Here is a 16,064-nt window from a genome sequence, read left to right as displayed (position 1 = left end):
GAAAAAACAAACTTAATTATTTATGAAAAATCTTTTTATTACAGGTCTGTTGATTTTTAGCACTTTTAGCGTTATGGGTCAAACTCAGAATCAAATAAAATTTACGGCGAAAATTGCAAACAGAAACAGTGATACTTTAGTAATTAGAGGGCGAAATAACTTTGTTCAGGTTATTCCAATTAATAATAAGGAAGTTTTTGCTGCCAATTTTGAAGCTCCGAAGGGTTTTTACATGTTTTCTGACGGAAGGGAATCTTCTAATTTGTATTTAAAACCAAATGCAGAAATCAACTTAACAATGAATGCCAGAGAATTTGATGAAACTATTGTATTTAATGGTAAAGGGGTAAACGAAAGCAACTTTTTGGCGCAGCAGGCATTAAAAGATGAGAAATTTCAAAATGAAGCTTTTACTAAAGAACCGGCTGCATTTGCATCACTTTTAGAAACAAAAAAGAAAACAGATTTAGAAAGTTTAGAAAAAGGTGATTTTGATCCTGAATTTAAAACAGCATTAAAAATGAGCTTTGAGAGTTTCAGCCAGTATGCTGCTCAGGAATATGAAAGAGCTTTTCAGGCAAATAAAATGACAGGAAAAGCATCTCCGGAATTTAATTATGAAAATTATAAAGGAGGAACCACTAAACTTGCTGATCTAAAAGGCAAATATGTTTATATCGATCTTTGGGCAACCTGGTGTGCACCATGCCGTGCTGAAATCCCGTATCTGCAAAAAATGGAAGAAAAATATCATGGGAAGAATATTGAGTTTGTAAGCATTTCGATTGATAAAGCGAAAGATCATGAAAAATGGAAAAAATTTGTTGCGGATAAAAATTTAGGAGGCGTTCAGTTATTTGCAGATAAGGACTGGGAATCTGAGTTTGTTATGAGTTATGGCGTAACGGGAATTCCGAGGTTTATTCTAATTGATCCTAAAGGAAATATAGTGAGTTCTGATGCTTCAAGACCTTCAGACCCACAGCTTGAGCAGCAGTTAAACGGCTTATTGAAGTAATTTATTACGAAATTTAAAATACTAATAAAATCTGGTTTTTTAGCGAAATACCAGTAAAACCAGTGCCTGAGCACTGGTTTTGTTGTTTTTGGGAGGTTTCCAATGTTAAGTTTTTACTCAATGTTACCAAATTGTTAAGTAAAAGTTTTTTAAATGTAAACAATTGAGTATATTTGATAAAGATTTCTTAACATTAATACCTACAAGATATGAAAAAGAGTGTAATTTTAGCTGCAGTTTTGTTCTCAGGAATTTTAGCTGCACAAGAAGTAAAGCCTGAATTAGAAGCTGCTGGAAACAAGGTAAAAGCTACGTATTACTATGAAAATGGTAAAGTGCAGCAAGAAGGCTTTTTTAAAGATGGTAAATTAGACGGTGTTTGGGTATCTTATGACGTAAATGGAAATAAAAAAGCTGTTGGAGAATATACAGACGGAGTTAAAACCGGAAAATGGATTTTCTTTAATGAAAATAACTTAAGCGAAGTTGCTTTTGTAGACAACAAAATCAGCTCAATTAAAAATTTGCAGAAAAACGCATTAGCAAACAGAAATTAATATGATTTCACCAAACCAACTATAAAAAACCGCTTTATCTGAGCGGTTTTTTTGTGTCTTTATTTTTCTTATTTCGTCCAAACCAAATTATAAATCCCGTTACAGGCAGGGCAGAAGCAATTAAACTGACAGAAAATGCAATAATTTTTCCGGGCAGGTCTAAAACCTGCCCTGTATGGATTCCATAATTCATTTCTACAACCTGCAGCCCTAAACTTTTTTTATCGAAAGTCTGGCTTTCAATTAATTTTCCGTCTGAAGGATGAAAATAATAATTACTCTGCTGATCGTATCGTAAGGTATGCGGATAAGCGCCTGTACTTACAACATCTCCTTTTTGCTGCGGTATCATCACAAAAAACATTTCGGCTTCAGGCTGTAATTTCATAGTCTGCTCAAAAGCTTTGTCAATTGCAGTAATTGAATTTGCTTTGAATTTGGTGGTGTCAATTACAGGTAATTTGGTTTCGGCTTCTTTATCTCCGCCAAAATTGAAGGTTTTGTAAATTCCGTCGCCAACCCATTCGTAAGTAAAAGTTAAACCGGTAATTGCCAGAATAAGGACAATTAGAGAAATGTAAAAACCGGAAGTATTGTGCCAGTCATAATTAACCCTGCGCCATTTTGCAGACCATTTTATGGTGAAACTTCTTTTAATGTCGCTTTTTCTTTTTGGCCACCACTGAATTATTCCTGAAATTAATAACAGAATGAAAATGATGGTTGCACCGCCAATAATATGTTTTCCGATATAATCAGGAAGAAGCAGATATAAATGAATGTATTCGACAATAATAAAGAAATCAGTTTCCGGATTTTCGGTTTTTAAATATTTGCCGGTGTATGGATTAAAGTAAAGATACAGATTGTCAGTATCTGAATACGTATATACAATAGCCGAGCGGTTTTTTCCGTAGTACGCCACCATACTGGCTTTGTTTTTTGGTGCAGCTTCTTTTGCTTTTTGCTGCAATTCAGAAGGAGGGATGAATGCTTTGTTTTGAGGTTCAACCAAGCGCCATTCTTTTCTGGTAATGTCTTTTATTTCATCATGAAAACAAAAGATACAGCCTGTGATGCATACTATAAAAACAATTAGCCCGGAAATTAATCCGAGCCATTTATGTAGAAAACGAATTTTAGTTTTAAATCCCATTTTTTTGATTAAAAGCGTAAATGTAGACGCAAAATCAATAGAGGGCAAATTATTTAAGCTAATTTTTATGAAACTGCTTTTTTTGGTTTTAAATGATAGGCTGTGTACAATGATATTGAAGCGAGAGTAATCCAGAAAACATCGATAAAGAAAATCTGAATTTTGTTTTGCATGAATGAATTCCAAAACCAGTCTCCTGTTACAATTCCGTTTGTTACAGGAATTAAGAATCCTAAAATGCTTCCTGAAATTAAACAGAATTTATTAGTAAACGAATCATTCTTTTTAATAACAAAGAATATTGCTAACACCAGCCATCCGCCAAAATAGAGAGCAAACAAATTTGATTTACTTAAGGGATAGAAAATTTTACTTCCAATAAAAGCCAAAGCGGTAATAGGGTACATGCTTAAACAAATGGCAAGGTAAATGCGGACAACAGCTGCATTGAATCGTCTTTTCTTTTCCGGCATATTATTTTTTTGTCGGGCTGTAAGCCAGATCATAACTCCTGAAATAATTACAAAACAGGTGATAATTCCTAAAATGAAGCTTACGATTCTTAATGCGTATCCGCCATAATCGGCAAAGTGAATTTTGTACAGCACATTTTTTACAACATCCAAATAAGTGGTTTGGGCAACGGGGTCTTTTTTTGCGATTTCTTTTCCATCAGCAATTCTGTAAACGACTTTACCAATTCCGGTGAATTTTTTATTACTTAATAATTCCCCTTCAACCAAAAGATGCATATTAACATCACCATAATTTTGAATAATGACACGAGTAATTTCAAAATCGGACCAGTTCTTTTTGGTTTTGGAAACTAGTTCATTAATGTTAAAAGGATTAGCCAGTTTTTTGTTTTCAAATTTATAATCAGCATCAGTATATTCTAATTCTTTATATAATTTGTCTTGATCGCCTTTGTAAAGTGCCATTACTGCCGGCGCAACAATTAGCAGTTTAATCATAAAGAAAGCACCGGTAACTGCATAAACAAATTGAAAAGGCAGACCAATCATTCCTAATGCGGTATGAGCATCTGTCCAAAGTGTTTTTAATTTTTCTTTTGGACGGAAAATGTAAAAGTTAGAGACAATTTTGTTCCAATGAAGTAAAACTCCAGTGACGATAGCAAATAAGAAAAATAATGCCACAAAACCAGATAAATAGTAACCAACAGGATACGGAATTTGAGCAAAAAAGTGTAAACGGTACAAAAGTTCAGCTAACGAATAAGATTCTTCGTAGGTTGAAGTTTTAAAATTTTTGGTATTTAAATAAAAGTATTGACCTTCTTTTTGTTTGGCTGGAGCCAAAGTATCTTTGGTTCCTTCCATATAAACACCAACTCTTTCTTCAATTGAAGGTTTGGAAATTGTAATGTTTCTGCCGTGCAAAACATATTTTTCATCCAGATGCTTTAGCGCTTTATTGTAGTCTAATTGAATCTCTTTTGTAATTGCTGTAGATTCACTTCTTTCCCAATTGACAATTTCGTCTCTAAAAAAAGAAAAAGATCCAGCAAAGAAAATTACAAAAAGAGCTACACTGATAACGATACCGCTGACAGTATGAGTATGAAAATAGATATTATAATGACGGTTGTTCATAGAAATATTATTGTGCCGTGTTATAGGTTTGACCTAGATAAATAAAAAGACAAAAAAGCAAAGACAGTAAAATGTATATTCCCCAGATTTTCCAGCCGCTTTTTGCTAAAAATGCAACTACCATTAAAGCAACCCAAAGAATGAATCCGCTGAAAGCCATTGTGATCAATACATCTGCGCGACTAAACCAAGACGCTAAAGCCAAATGAAAAGTAACAGACACAAAATATCCTCCCAAAATAGCTGCCGTAATTTTAGAAAAACGAGGCCAAAAAGCAGGATTTAAATATTTAGAATTAGCTGGCATATTGTAATTTGAAAAAGAATATTAGTTATAATATAATTCTAATAAAGCAATTAGAAGAAGTAAGGCTAAAAGTGCTTTACTGTTTACTTTTTTTAAAGGACTAAGAATAATGATTAAACTTCCAATTGTCATTAGCTGAATAAAAAACATTAAAGTGCCACAGCCTAAAGATTGTGTAAGAAGCCACATTACATAAGCTGTTAACAATAATGCAAGTCCAATAATTTTGGTTGGTTTTGGATTATTTTTCATCCATTTTTCAAAACCTAAATCATAAGACAAAACCGCTCTTTTTGAAGTATAATATAAGGTGTAAAAAGCTAAAAAGACGATAAGGCTGGCAATTGTTATCATGATCTTTGAAATTTAAAAAACACCTTTCTAAAATTTGAAAGGTGTTTTTTGATATTATTTTATGTTAGAATTTATATGCAACAGATCCCATGAATGTTCTTGGTGCCTGAACATTTATTGTAGTATATCCGTTAAAATATAATTCATCTGTTAAGTTATTTACTTTTATTGACAATCTGTATTTTGGCTGATCGTAATAAATAGCTGCATTTACAACAGCGTAAGATGGTAATGTGAATGTTTGATTTTCAGTAGCATTGGTTGTTGCGTTGACTACATTTTTGTTGTAAATAAACGTCTTGTCAGCATAGTTTCCTCCAAAACCAATTCCTAAACCTTTGAATTTAGAAGTCTGTAAACTGTAGCTGATCCAGTAATTTATTAAATTCTCAGGTCCTGCTGTTTCAGGACGTAATCCGTTTACATTTGCATTTGCATTGTTTAGTTTACTGTTGTTGAAAGCATATCCAAAAATGAAGTTTAATCCTGAAATTGGATTTGCCGTGATTTCAGCTTCAAAACCTTTACTGGTTTGATTTCCATCCTGTATATTGGTATTTGCAAGTACTCCGGCTCTTACAATATCTTTTACTTCAATGTTATAATAACTAAAAGTAGCACTTACTTTATTAGAAAAAGCATTTATTTTTACTCCTCCTTCAAACTGGTTCGCTTTTTCAGGATCAAATGCCTTTAATTGTGCTGTTCCTCCAACATCTGCCATTGTAAAACCAACATTTTTAAAGCTGTTTTGGTAATTTCCAAAAATAGATACCTGATCTTTTACAATCTGATAAACTAAACCAAATTTCGGAGATAATGCGTTCTGAGAATAATTTCCTGTTTTTGTATTTGCAGCTGGATTAAAAGTTCCATCATTTTGGAAGTGATCGAAACGAAGTGCCGCAGAAACGATTAATTTGTCAGTAACATTGATAACATCAGCTGCATATGCACTATAAGTTGTAAGAGACGTTATTGCTTTATATTGATAACCATTTACAAATAGTGCATCAACATTTTTCGGATTAAAATTATAGTAGTTTGCATTTGATGCACTATAATCTACTACGTCATAATCTGATTTAAAAATATTATTTATATCTCCGCTAAGGTATCCAAATCCGCTTTTACTTTCTAATCGATAAATATCACCACCAGCTAAAGTTCTGTGTTTCATTCCAAACAATTCAAATTCGCCATTGAAATTTTGTTGGAATTCTATAATATTATCTCGTCCGTTAATGTTCCATGCATTTCGAGACATTTGATTATTTCCTGATAAGTAGAACCAAGTTTGCGGTCCTACAGATTGGTTTGAGCTAGTGCTTAATACCGTTTGGGATTTCCATTTGTCTGACATCTCATAATTAGCCTGTGCAAAAATGTTGCTGGTTTTGGTATTCATCATGAATTCATCGCCTGTAAAAGATCTTTTCCAGTTCATTTTGATGTCTTTGGCATCATATAAACCTAAACTGCTTGGAGTTGCATCAAACGGAATATAAATTAACGACATTGAAGAAGCATCAACATTTGATAATTCTGCGTCAATAGAGATTGTTAATTTATCATTCACTTTATAAGAGAATGATGGGGCGAAGAAATAGCTTCTTGTATGCCCGTAATCCTGAAAGGTATTTGCGTTATTGTAAGCTGCATTGATTCTTAACAATGCAGTATCGTCATCATTTAGTGAAGTATTTACATCAGCAGTTAATCGGTTTAAACCATAACTTCCTGATTGATATGAGATTTCACCACCAAAACGATCGTAAGGTTTTTTAGTAACACGATTGATCAGACCTCCGTAAGAAGTTAATAAACTTCCGAACAATGTTGCAGAAGGCCCTTTGATGCTTTCTAATCTTTCTAAGTTCGAAGCATCAACATTATTGGTTATTTTACCAGCAATTCCGTTTCTTAATAAACTTTGTGTAATAAATCCGCGGGAAGCAAAGAATGATCCTCCATCGCCAACACGTCCTGTTGAAGCCCATAATTGGTATAAACCGGGAACATTTTTTAAAGCTTCGTCCTGATTTACAACCAGCTGGTCTTTCATTAAATCTTTTGTAACTACGCTGTAAACTTGTGAGTTTTCGAGATTTTTGATTGACATTTTAGAAACGTAACTACTTTCAGATTTTGTGTATTTATTTGCGTTTCCTTTTACAAAAATTTCTTCTAACTGCTCTGAATTATTGATGATGATAAAGTTTCTTGTTAAAGATTCTCCTTCATTTACAGTTATATTTTCTTCTTTTGTGGTATGCCCAACAGCAGATATTCTGATGGTGTAATTTCCCGGTGTAATATTTTTGATTTCGTAAAATCCCTGACTGTCTGTTACGGTTCCTATTTTTGTTCCTTTTAATACTACCGAAACATTATCGGCCGCGTCATTGTTGGATAAACTTATCTGCCCTTTGATAACAGCTTTTTCCTGAGCCCATGCTGTTGTAGAGGATAACAAAACAAAGAACAAACTCAAAAGGGATATGATAAAATTAGGTTTCATATTATTTAGAATTGGTTTTAATAAAGCAAATGTAAGTTATGAACTCAAACAATGCAAATTATTGTTATTTATTCTAAATAATTTTCCATGAGACAGGTTTTTAATCAGAAAATGGGATAATAAAAAACAAAAAAACCTGCTCAAAAAATGAACAGGTTTTATATAATTTAAGATTATTTCTGATTACAATTCTAAAGCACGTTTAGCATCGCCGTTCATCAATAATTCTACAGGATTTTCTAAAGCTTCTTTTACAGCCACTAAGAAACCAACAGACTCACGTCCGTCAATGATTCTGTGGTCATAAGAAAGAGCCACGTACATCATTGGGTGAATCTCAACTTTTCCGTTTACAGCAATAGGACGCTCGATGATGTTGTGCATTCCTAAGATTCCTGACTGAGGAGGGTTGATGATTGGAGTAGATAACATACTTCCGAAAACACCACCGTTTGTGATTGTGAAAGTTCCTCCGGTCATATCGTCAACTGTAATCTGACCATCACGAGCTCTTAAAGCTAATCTTTTGATTTCAGCTTCGATACCGCGGAAAGTTAGGTTTTCTGCATTACGAACAACAGGAACCATTAAACCTTTTGGTCCTGAAACCGCGATAGAGATATCACAAAAATCGTATCCGATTTTGTAATCACCATCCATCATTGAGTTAACATCAGGATATAATTGTAAAGCTCTTGTAACTGCTTTTGTAAAGAATGACATAAATCCTAAACCAAGACCGCCGTGTTTTGCTTTGAAAGCATCTTTGTATTCGTTACGGATATTGTTGATAGGTGTCATGTTTACTTCATTGAAAGTAGTAAGCATAGCTGTTTCGTTTTTAGCCGAAACTAGTCTTTCTGCTACTTTACGACGTAACATAGATAATTTAGTACGCTCAGTTCCACGGTTTCCTCCTGTTGGAGTTCCCATAGAAGGTACAGCGTTTACAGCATCATCTTTAGTAATTCTTCCTCCTTTGCCAGTTCCTGTAACTGTTGATGGAGCAATATTTTTTTCGTCTAATATTTTTCTGGCTGCCGGTGATGGAGTTCCCGCTGCATAACTTGTAGCTGCAGGAGCCTGAACTGCTTCTGCTTTTGGTGCTTCTGTTTTTACTTCTGCCTTAGGAGCCTCAGCTTTTGGAGCTTCTGCTGCTGGAGCTGCACTTCCGGCTGGTTTTGCAGCATCTGTATCAATTAAACAAACCACAGCGCCAACTGCTACTGTATCACCTTCTTCAGCTTTTAGAGTAATTACACCGCTCATTTCAGCAGGTAATTCAAGAGTAGCTTTATCTGAATCAACTTCAGCAATCGCTTGATCTTTTTCTACATAATCTCCGTCTTTTACTAACCAAGTTGCAATCTCAACTTCTTTTATTGACTCCCCTGGTGATGGGACTTTCATTTCTAAAATCATCTTTGTTTTTGTTTAAGGTTTGTGTTGTTTAAAGTTTCAAGGTTGTTAAACCTGAAACTCTAAACTTGAAACATTTTTTTTTATCTGAATAAATTTTTATCGAATACCATTCTAATTGCATCTGCATGACGGCGTTTAGCACGTGTATAACTTCCTGATGCAGGAGCAGCGTAAGCTTTTAATGAAGCTAATCTCCATTTAACTAGATCAAAGTTCATTAACATATAGCTGTAAGCTCCCATGTTTTTAGGTTCTTCCTGAGCCCAGACATAATCATCTGCATTTGGATATTGTGCAATGATTGCTTTAATCTGCTCAACAGGGAAAGGGAATAATTGTTCGATACGAACAACAGCAACATCTTTTCTTCCGTTGTTTTCTCTTTCTGCTGTAATATCGTAGTAAAATTTACCTGTAACGAAAACTAAAGTTTTAACGTCTTTTTTGTTTACTGTAGTATCGTCAATTGTTTCCTGGAAGCTTCCGTTTACTAAATCTTCTACCGGAGATACGCATCTTGGATCACGAAGTAAACTTTTTGGAGTAAATACAACCAATGGTTTACGGAAGTTTGTTTTTAATTGTCTTCTTAATAAGTGGAAGAAGTTTGCAGGCGTTGTACAGTCTGCAACATACATATTGTGTCTTGCGCAAAGTTGTAAGTAACGCTCCATTCTTGCAGAAGAGTGTTCAGCACCTTGTCCTTCGTATCCGTGAGGTAATAATAAAACAATACCATTTTGGTTGTTCCATTTGTCTTCGCCACAAGAAATATACTGGTCAATCATAATTTGAGCTCCGTTAGAGAAATCTCCAAACTGTGCTTCCCAGATAGTTAAGGCTTTCGGACTAGCTAATGCGTATCCGTAATCAAAACCTAATACTCCGTACTCAGATAAGTGAGAGTTGTAGATGTTGAAGTTTCCTTTTTTACCTTCAAGGTTATTGATTAAGATTACTTCTTCTTCAGAATCTTCAACTTTAACAACAGCGTGACGGTGAGAGAAAGTTCCTCTTTCTACGTCCTGTCCAGAAATACGAACATCATAACCTTCTTGTAACAATGATCCGTATGCTAAATGCTCTGCCATTCCCCAATCTAATAAATTGGTTTCGAAGAACATTGTTTTTCTGTCGTTGATTAATTTCTGGATTTTGCTGATGAATTTTTTGTCTTCAGGTAAGTTAGAAAGTGCAGTTGCAATCTGTGTTAAGTTTTCTTTTGGATAAGAAGTGTCAACTTTTTCCAACATCTGCGTATCAGTTACCTGAACAAATCCGTCCCATTCGTTTTTCATGAATGGTGTAATGATAGTTAAATCTTTTTTACGGGAAGCTTCTAAGTTTTCCTCCAAAGCAGATTTGTATTCTTTTTCTAAAGCATTAACATAAGAAGCATCAATTACGCCTTCAGAAAGTAATTTTTCAGCATAAATGTCTCTTGGGTTTTTATGTTTAGCAATGATTTTATATAAAACCGGCTGAGTAAAACGAGGTTCATCACCTTCGTTATGTCCGTATTTTCTATATCCTAATAAGTCAATAAATACGTCACGTCCAAACTGCATTCTGTAATCCAATGCAAAAGACATAGCGTGTACAACAGCCTCGGCATCATCAGCATTTACGTGTAATACCGGAGAAAGAGTTACTTTGGCAACGTCTGTACAGTAAGTAGATGAACGAGCGTCTAAGTAGTTTGTTGTAAATCCAACCTGGTTGTTAATTACGATATGGATTGTACCTCCTGTTTTGTATCCGTCAAGTAAAGACATCTGAATGATCTCATACAAAATTCCCTGACCTGCGATAGCTGCATCACCATGAACAGCGATTGGTAATACTTTTGAAATATTTTCCGGGAAATGTCTTTCTTGTTTTGCTCTTGTAATACCTTCAATTACGGCTCCAACCGTTTCTAAGTGAGAAGGATTTGGTGCTAAATTGATGTTGATGCTTTTTCCTGATCTTGTTTTTCTGTCGGCAGTAAGACCTAAGTGGTATTTTACGTCACCGTCAAAATATTCCTGATCGTAATCTTTTCCGTCAAACTCACCAAAGATATCCTGAGTAGATTTTCCGAAGATGTTTGCCAGAACATTCAAACGGCCGCGGTGAGCCATTCCCATTACGAACTGTTCAACACCTTTTTCTGCAGCCTGCTCGATTAAAGCATCAAGAGCCGGGATGATAGATTCCCCGCCTTCTAATGAGAAACGTTTCTGCCCTACATATTTAGTATGAAGGAAGTTTTCAAAAGATACTGCTTCGTTTAATTTATTTAAGATTGTTTTCTTTTCTTCTGTAGAAAAACTAGGCTGATTTGTATTTACGGCCAATTTCTCCTGAATCCATTTTACAACATGAGGATTTCTAATATACATGTATTCAATACCGATATGCTGGCAGTAAATAGCTTTAAGGCGATTTACGATATCCTGTAATGAAGAAGGTGCCATTCCGATTGTCTGAGCAGCATCAAAAACAGTTGAAAGATCAGCTGTTGATAATCCGAAATTTTCAATGTCTAAAGTTGGAGATGAAGTTCTGCGGTCACGAACAGGGTTTGTTTTGGTAAACAAATGCCCGCGTGTACGGTATCCATCAATTAATTTTAGAACATTAAATTCTTTTTGAAGTTTTTCTGAAACCTGACTATAATCTGTACTTGGGCTAGTCACGTACTCAACGATTTGCTGCACAGGATTTTCGTCATTGTAAGTAGTCATTCCAAAGTCAAAACCCTGAAAAAAACTTCTCCAGCTTGGCTCAACGCTGTCTGGGTTTACTAAGTACTGATCGTATAATTGTGCAAAAAACTCGGTATGCGCTGCATTTAAAAATGAAAACCTATCCATAATATGAGTGAATATACTTTTTGTTATATAGAAAGGCAAAAGTACAACAATCACCTTTATTTAAATCTTTTTTTTACGTACTTTTACGTAAAAATTTGTTAAAATAAACGTTAACTATGAATAAAATTCACTTTTCAATCGATTGCAAAAATATTTTTGTGATTTTGGCAGTCTTATTCTCAAGTTACACATTTGCACAGCAAACGTATATCATTGATAACAAAAGTCATTTTTGGGACAGGGTTCAGTTTGGAGGCGGTCTCGGCTTAGGAATTGGCTCCGGTTATACAGATATTTCGGTAATGCCAAGTGCAATTTACAATGTTAACCAGATTGTAGCTGTTGGTGTTGGATTACAATTTGGCTATCTGGCTTCAAAAAACTATTACGATTCTTTTGTTTATGGCGGCAGTTTAATAACGCTGGTAAACCCTATTCCGGAACTTCAGTTATCGGCCGAGTTAGAACAGGTTCGCGTTAATACCAGTTATGATGCAACAAGTTACCGTCCTGCTTACTCTGATAATTTTTGGAATACTGCTTTATATTTAGGAGCCGGTTACAGAACCGGAAATGTTACCATTGGAGCACGTTACGATGTTTTGTATAATGAGCGAACCAGCTTGTACGGTTCCGGATTTATGCCTTTTGTGAGGGTATATTTTTAAAAGGTGCTAAGGTTCTGAGATGCTGAGATTCTAAGTTTTTAAAAGCGAAAATTTGAAGAAAGTTATTTTTATAATTACGGTAATTATATTTTTAAGCTGTAATAATTCAAAGAAAACAGATGTTGACAATGACAAGGTTGCAAAAAAAGAATTGCGGCCTTTTTTTGATTCTGATGAAATCGATCATTATTATTTGAATTTTTCTGATGAAGATTTTACAAAAATCATGATGAAAGAGAAGAATACTCCAAAAGAATTAGAGTTTATAGATTTATTCGTTCATCATTTTCCGGAAACTATTCCAAAAGAAAATTTCGAAAAAATTCTGTTGAATTATAATTACAAAAAATCAAATTTATCGCACAAGCAGCAAAAAGAGATTGAAAATGTGTTTAGTGAAAAAGATTCATTGCAAGATACTTTTGCAGCCTGTGCAGCAGAATATCGTGATATTTTTATTTTTAAAGAGAAAAAAGAAACGGTAGGAATAGTTAAGATGTGCTTTAAATGTGGCCGCGTTCAATTTGTAGGGAACAAAATTGATACTGAAGGTTTTGGTCTTTGGACGGAGTTAGATAAACTGCAAAAAATCGTAAGACCTGAAAATTATAGTGTTTTAATAAACAATTAAAGTTACTTGTAGTAATTCCTAAACCAAACCTTCTGCCATTCTCTTTTTAAAATCAAGAAAGCCACTTGTTCGGCCAGAATAACCAAATCAGATCCGTCAAGTTGTTTGATTTCGTTTTCTGGAACGTCAATTATATAAAGTAGGTTTAAATATTCAGCAAATTTATACTGAATCATTCGGTAGATTTTTTCGTGAAGCTGAATTTTTAGTTCGTCTGGCGAAATGCTCAACGGAAAGTCAATTCCTTCATTAGCCAAATTAAAATCTTTGTTAATCTGTTCAATAAGGTTCAGATATAAAGTCTCTGCTTGTGCCTGAGCCAGCAAAGATTCGGTATTTACAGGTGCTTCAAACATAATTTTTCAATTTCAAAAATCAATGACAATTACAAACAATTCATGATAATTTCAGTTTCAAAATCAAATCATTTTGGTTGAATTTTGATATTGATTTTTGACATTGAAATTGTATTTTTTAAACTTTTCGTCCCATTAAGTTTTCGCCAAACGTTCTTAGAATATCTTTCTTTTCAGTGCTGATATCCATTTTATCCAAAGTCTCAAAAGCTTTAAAAGTATACATTTCAATCGCTTCCTGAGTAGATTTTGAAGCGCCTGATTCGTTAAAAATAGCTTTAGAGGCCTCTATTTTTTTAGTATTATCTTCTAATTCAAGACCGTATAAATACTGCAATTCTGCACCTTTTTCGGGAGTTGCCAGTTTCAGTGCGCGTAAGTACAAATAGGTTTTTTTGTTTTCAATGATATCGCCTCCAACCTGTTTTCCAAATGTTTCAGGATCACCAAAAGCATCCAGATAATCGTCCTGAAGCTGGAAAGCAATTCCTAGATTCAATCCAAATTCGTAGATCAGGTCAGCTTCTTTTTCGGAAGCTTTTGCTACGATAGCGCCCATTTTCATGGCAGCAGCTACTAAAACAGCCGTTTTGTATTCAATCATTTTTAAGTACTCAGAAACTTTCACGTTATTTCGTTCTTCAAAATCAACATCCCACTGTTGTCCTTCACAAACTTCAAGAGCTGTTTTACTGAAAAGCTTTGCCAGATCCCTGAAAACTTCCGGTTCATATTGCTCAAAATATTGATACGCCAGAATCAGCATGGCATCTCCCGAAAGAATTCCGGTGTTTAAATCCCACTTTTCATGAACAGTTACCTGGCCTCTTCGCAAAGGAGCGTCATCCATAATGTCATCATGAACAAGTGAGAAATTATGAAAAACTTCAACCGCCATAGCCGCTGGAAGGGCTGCTTTATAATCAGCGTCAAAAACTTCTGCAGCCATTAAAGTAAGTACCGGACGTATACGTTTTCCGCCAAGTCCTAATATGTATTCAATAGGTTCGTAAAGATTTTTAGGTTCCTTTTGTATGTTTTGTTTTTTTAAATATTCAATAAAAAAATCCTGGTACTGACTAATATCGTGCATAAAATGAAATTCTGATTGTCGAGCCTCAAAGATACAATTCAATTATGAATTTTTGCTTTAGAAATAATAATTGCTGCGAAATATTTAATCCAGAATTCTGAACGGACTCAGAATTAATTCGTTAAAATATTTTCTAAAAAACTTGGAAACTTTTTTGGTATTTACAGTTTCCTGTCTATATTTGCACCGTTGTTTGGAAACTTAAAACACCGTAAAAGTTTCCGCAAACAATTGAGAAAATTATAAACTCAACAAAATCACTAATTTATGAAAACAACATGGACTTTAGATTCGACACAATCAGATGTTTTAATAAAAATGAGACATTCGATAATTGCCTATTTAGGAGGAACGACAAATAAGTTTGGCGGTTATGTGAATATCGAAGACAATGAAATTGAGGATGCATCGGTTGAATTTTCATTAGATATAAATAATAAAAACGAAAGCTTTCAGCAGATTGATACCAATTTGAAGCTTCAGGATTTTTTTGATGTAGATGAGCATCCAATTATCAGTTTTAAATCTACTTCGTTTCAAAAAGTAAATAACAATATCAATTTCTTTAAAGGTGATTTAACCATAAAAGATGTAACAAGAGTTGTAGAACTTGATGCGGAATTTATTGGTGTAAATACATACAACGGAGAGAAAAAAGTTGCTTTTGAAATTAAAGGAGATATTAAGCGTCAGGACTTTGGTCTGGACTACAATTCTTTTCATCATAACGGAGGTTTAGCTCTTGGAAAAGACATTAAGCTTATTGCTAATTTGGAATTTAGTATATAAATCTTACAGGTTGAAATAAATTAATGTAAAATTATTACAAATTTTTAGGAAACTATTTTTTTTGATTTTAGTTTCCTGACTATATTTGTATCGCAAATGCCAAAATTAAAAATGAAAGAGAAAATAATATCAAAAGCAAGTGAACTTTTTTTAAAGCTTGGTTTTAAGAGTGTTACGATGGATGATATTGCCGGCGAGATGTGTATTTCAAAAAAAACGATCTATAAATATTTCTGCAACAAAGAAGTTTTGATCGAAGAGAGCACCTCATTGGTCCACAGGCAAGTCCATGAAATTATGGATACCATCGTAGCAAAAAATTATAATGCCATTCACGAGAATTTTGAAATTAGAGAAATGTTTCGTGATATGTTTAAAAACAACATAGACAGTTCGCCTATCTATCAGCTTAAAAAACATTATCCGGAGATTTATCAAAATATCCTGTCTCATGAAATTGACCAATGTACACAATGTTTCAGGGATAATATTGAAAAAGGAATCAGAGAAGGACTTTACAGAAGCGACCTCAATGTAGATGTATACGTAAAGTTTTATTACACTTTGATTTTTCATATTAACGAAAACACCGTTTCTGAAAGTGAGGCGCAAAGAATTGAGTTAGAAGCACTGGAGTATCATACCAGAGCAATGGCAACAGAAAAAGGTGTAGAAGAGCTGCAAAAACAGCTTCAAAAAATAAAAGCATAATCATCAA

The 16,064-nt window shown here is 34.1% G+C and carries 15 protein-coding genes; 6 read left to right on the top strand and 9 right to left on the bottom strand.

Annotated features, from left to right (window positions below; translation table 11 throughout):
- Positions 1–22: 22 nt before the first annotated feature.
- On the top strand, positions 23–1,018 hold the full coding sequence (locus OZP11_RS13575) for a TlpA family protein disulfide reductase (protein WP_281231099.1): 996 nt from the start codon (positions 23–25) through the stop codon (positions 1,016–1,018).
- 209 nt (positions 1,019–1,227) lie between these two features.
- Positions 1,228–1,575, top strand: a complete 348-nt coding sequence (locus tag OZP11_RS13570) for a toxin-antitoxin system YwqK family antitoxin (RefSeq protein WP_281231098.1) — start codon at positions 1,228–1,230, stop codon at positions 1,573–1,575.
- Positions 1,576–1,609: 34 nt separating this feature from the next.
- On the opposite strand, the gene OZP11_RS13565 is transcribed toward OZP11_RS13570, so the two are convergent.
- The 7 genes from OZP11_RS13565 to OZP11_RS13535 all read right to left on the bottom strand — a co-directional run bounded on the left by OZP11_RS13565 (position 1,610) and on the right by OZP11_RS13535 (position 11,809).
- A complete protein-coding gene (locus OZP11_RS13565; protein ID WP_281231097.1) occupies positions 1,610–2,731 on the bottom strand; it encodes a PepSY-associated TM helix domain-containing protein in 1,122 nt (373 codons plus the stop codon).
- 65 nt (positions 2,732–2,796) lie between these two features.
- Positions 2,797–4,347, bottom strand: a complete 1,551-nt coding sequence (locus OZP11_RS13560; protein WP_281231096.1) for a PepSY-associated TM helix domain-containing protein — start codon at positions 4,345–4,347, stop codon at positions 2,797–2,799.
- A 7-nt stretch (positions 4,348–4,354) separates the two neighbouring features.
- Positions 4,355–4,654, bottom strand: a complete 300-nt coding sequence (locus tag OZP11_RS13555) for a hypothetical protein (protein ID WP_281231095.1) — start codon at positions 4,652–4,654, stop codon at positions 4,355–4,357.
- A 21-nt stretch (positions 4,655–4,675) separates the two neighbouring features.
- A complete protein-coding gene (locus OZP11_RS13550; protein WP_281231094.1) occupies positions 4,676–5,008 on the bottom strand; it encodes a hypothetical protein in 333 nt (110 codons plus the stop codon).
- Between the two features lie 64 nt (positions 5,009–5,072).
- Positions 5,073–7,529 carry a TonB-dependent receptor gene (locus OZP11_RS13545; protein WP_281231093.1) on the bottom strand — a complete coding sequence of 819 codons (2,457 nt, stop codon included), beginning with the start codon at positions 7,527–7,529 and terminating at the stop codon, positions 5,073–5,075.
- Between the two features lie 183 nt (positions 7,530–7,712).
- Positions 7,713–8,951: a 2-oxoglutarate dehydrogenase complex dihydrolipoyllysine-residue succinyltransferase gene (odhB, locus tag OZP11_RS13540; protein ID WP_281231092.1), complete on the bottom strand. Its 1,239-nt coding sequence runs from the start codon at positions 8,949–8,951 to the stop codon at positions 7,713–7,715.
- A gap of 80 nt (positions 8,952–9,031) precedes the next feature.
- Complete coding sequence (locus tag OZP11_RS13535) at positions 9,032–11,809, bottom strand: 2-oxoglutarate dehydrogenase E1 component (protein WP_281231091.1); 2,778 nt, start codon at positions 11,807–11,809, stop codon at positions 9,032–9,034.
- Between the two features lie 116 nt (positions 11,810–11,925).
- Between OZP11_RS13535 and OZP11_RS13530 the strand changes: the two genes are divergently transcribed.
- Both OZP11_RS13530 and OZP11_RS13525 read left to right on the top strand, forming a co-directional pair.
- Entirely contained in the window at positions 11,926–12,477 is a 552-nt protein-coding gene (locus OZP11_RS13530; RefSeq protein WP_281231090.1) for a hypothetical protein, read from the top strand.
- A gap of 52 nt (positions 12,478–12,529) precedes the next feature.
- Positions 12,530–13,108, top strand: a complete 579-nt coding sequence (locus OZP11_RS13525) for a hypothetical protein (protein WP_281231089.1) — start codon at positions 12,530–12,532, stop codon at positions 13,106–13,108.
- A gap of 2 nt (positions 13,109–13,110) precedes the next feature.
- On the opposite strand, the gene OZP11_RS13520 is transcribed toward OZP11_RS13525, so the two are convergent.
- Entirely contained in the window at positions 13,111–13,464 is a 354-nt protein-coding gene (locus OZP11_RS13520; RefSeq protein ID WP_281231088.1) for a hypothetical protein, read from the bottom strand.
- A gap of 118 nt (positions 13,465–13,582) precedes the next feature.
- The gene (locus OZP11_RS13515; protein ID WP_281231087.1) at positions 13,583–14,557 is read right to left on the bottom strand and encodes a polyprenyl synthetase family protein; all 975 of its coding nucleotides are present in this window, start codon (positions 14,555–14,557) and stop codon (positions 13,583–13,585) included.
- Positions 14,558–14,824: 267 nt separating this feature from the next.
- On the opposite strand from OZP11_RS13515, the gene OZP11_RS13510 reads away from it, so the two are divergent.
- Both OZP11_RS13510 and OZP11_RS13505 read left to right on the top strand, forming a co-directional pair.
- A complete protein-coding gene (locus OZP11_RS13510; protein WP_281231086.1) occupies positions 14,825–15,346 on the top strand; it encodes a YceI family protein in 522 nt (173 codons plus the stop codon).
- 111 nt (positions 15,347–15,457) lie between these two features.
- Complete coding sequence (locus OZP11_RS13505) at positions 15,458–16,057, top strand: TetR/AcrR family transcriptional regulator (protein WP_281231085.1); 600 nt, start codon at positions 15,458–15,460, stop codon at positions 16,055–16,057.
- Positions 16,058–16,064: the final 7 nt, after the last annotated feature.

Origin of the sequence: Flavobacterium gelatinilyticum (assembly GCF_027111295.1) — a bacterium.
Classification (GTDB): domain Bacteria; phylum Bacteroidota; class Bacteroidia; order Flavobacteriales; family Flavobacteriaceae; genus Flavobacterium; species Flavobacterium gelatinilyticum.
This window is presented reverse-complemented; position numbering and strand designations above follow the sequence as displayed.

Excerpts from the sequence above, each read along its gene's own strand:
- OZP11_RS13575 (WP_281231099.1), top strand. The coding sequence starts at position 23 with ATGAAAAATCTTTTTATTACAGGTCTGTTGATTTTTAGCACTTTTAGC.
- OZP11_RS13570 (WP_281231098.1), top strand. The coding sequence starts at position 1,228 with ATGAAAAAGAGTGTAATTTTAGCTGCAGTTTTGTTCTCAGGAATTTTA.
- OZP11_RS13565 (WP_281231097.1), bottom strand. The coding sequence starts at position 2,731 with ATGGGATTTAAAACTAAAATTCGTTTTCTACATAAATGGCTCGGATTA.
- OZP11_RS13560 (WP_281231096.1), bottom strand. The coding sequence starts at position 4,347 with ATGAACAACCGTCATTATAATATCTATTTTCATACTCATACTGTCAGC.
- OZP11_RS13555 (WP_281231095.1), bottom strand. The coding sequence starts at position 4,654 with ATGCCAGCTAATTCTAAATATTTAAATCCTGCTTTTTGGCCTCGTTTT.
- OZP11_RS13550 (WP_281231094.1), bottom strand. The coding sequence starts at position 5,008 with ATGATAACAATTGCCAGCCTTATCGTCTTTTTAGCTTTTTACACCTTA.
- OZP11_RS13545 (WP_281231093.1), bottom strand. The coding sequence starts at position 7,529 with ATGAAACCTAATTTTATCATATCCCTTTTGAGTTTGTTCTTTGTTTTG.
- odhB (WP_281231092.1), bottom strand. The coding sequence starts at position 8,951 with ATGATTTTAGAAATGAAAGTCCCATCACCAGGGGAGTCAATAAAAGAA.
- OZP11_RS13535 (WP_281231091.1), bottom strand. The coding sequence starts at position 11,809 with ATGGATAGGTTTTCATTTTTAAATGCAGCGCATACCGAGTTTTTTGCA.
- OZP11_RS13530 (WP_281231090.1), top strand. The coding sequence starts at position 11,926 with ATGAATAAAATTCACTTTTCAATCGATTGCAAAAATATTTTTGTGATT.
- OZP11_RS13520 (WP_281231088.1), bottom strand. The coding sequence starts at position 13,464 with ATGTTTGAAGCACCTGTAAATACCGAATCTTTGCTGGCTCAGGCACAA.
- OZP11_RS13515 (WP_281231087.1), bottom strand. The coding sequence starts at position 14,557 with ATGCACGATATTAGTCAGTACCAGGATTTTTTTATTGAATATTTAAAA.
- OZP11_RS13510 (WP_281231086.1), top strand. The coding sequence starts at position 14,825 with ATGAAAACAACATGGACTTTAGATTCGACACAATCAGATGTTTTAATA.
- OZP11_RS13505 (WP_281231085.1), top strand. The coding sequence starts at position 15,458 with ATGAAAGAGAAAATAATATCAAAAGCAAGTGAACTTTTTTTAAAGCTT.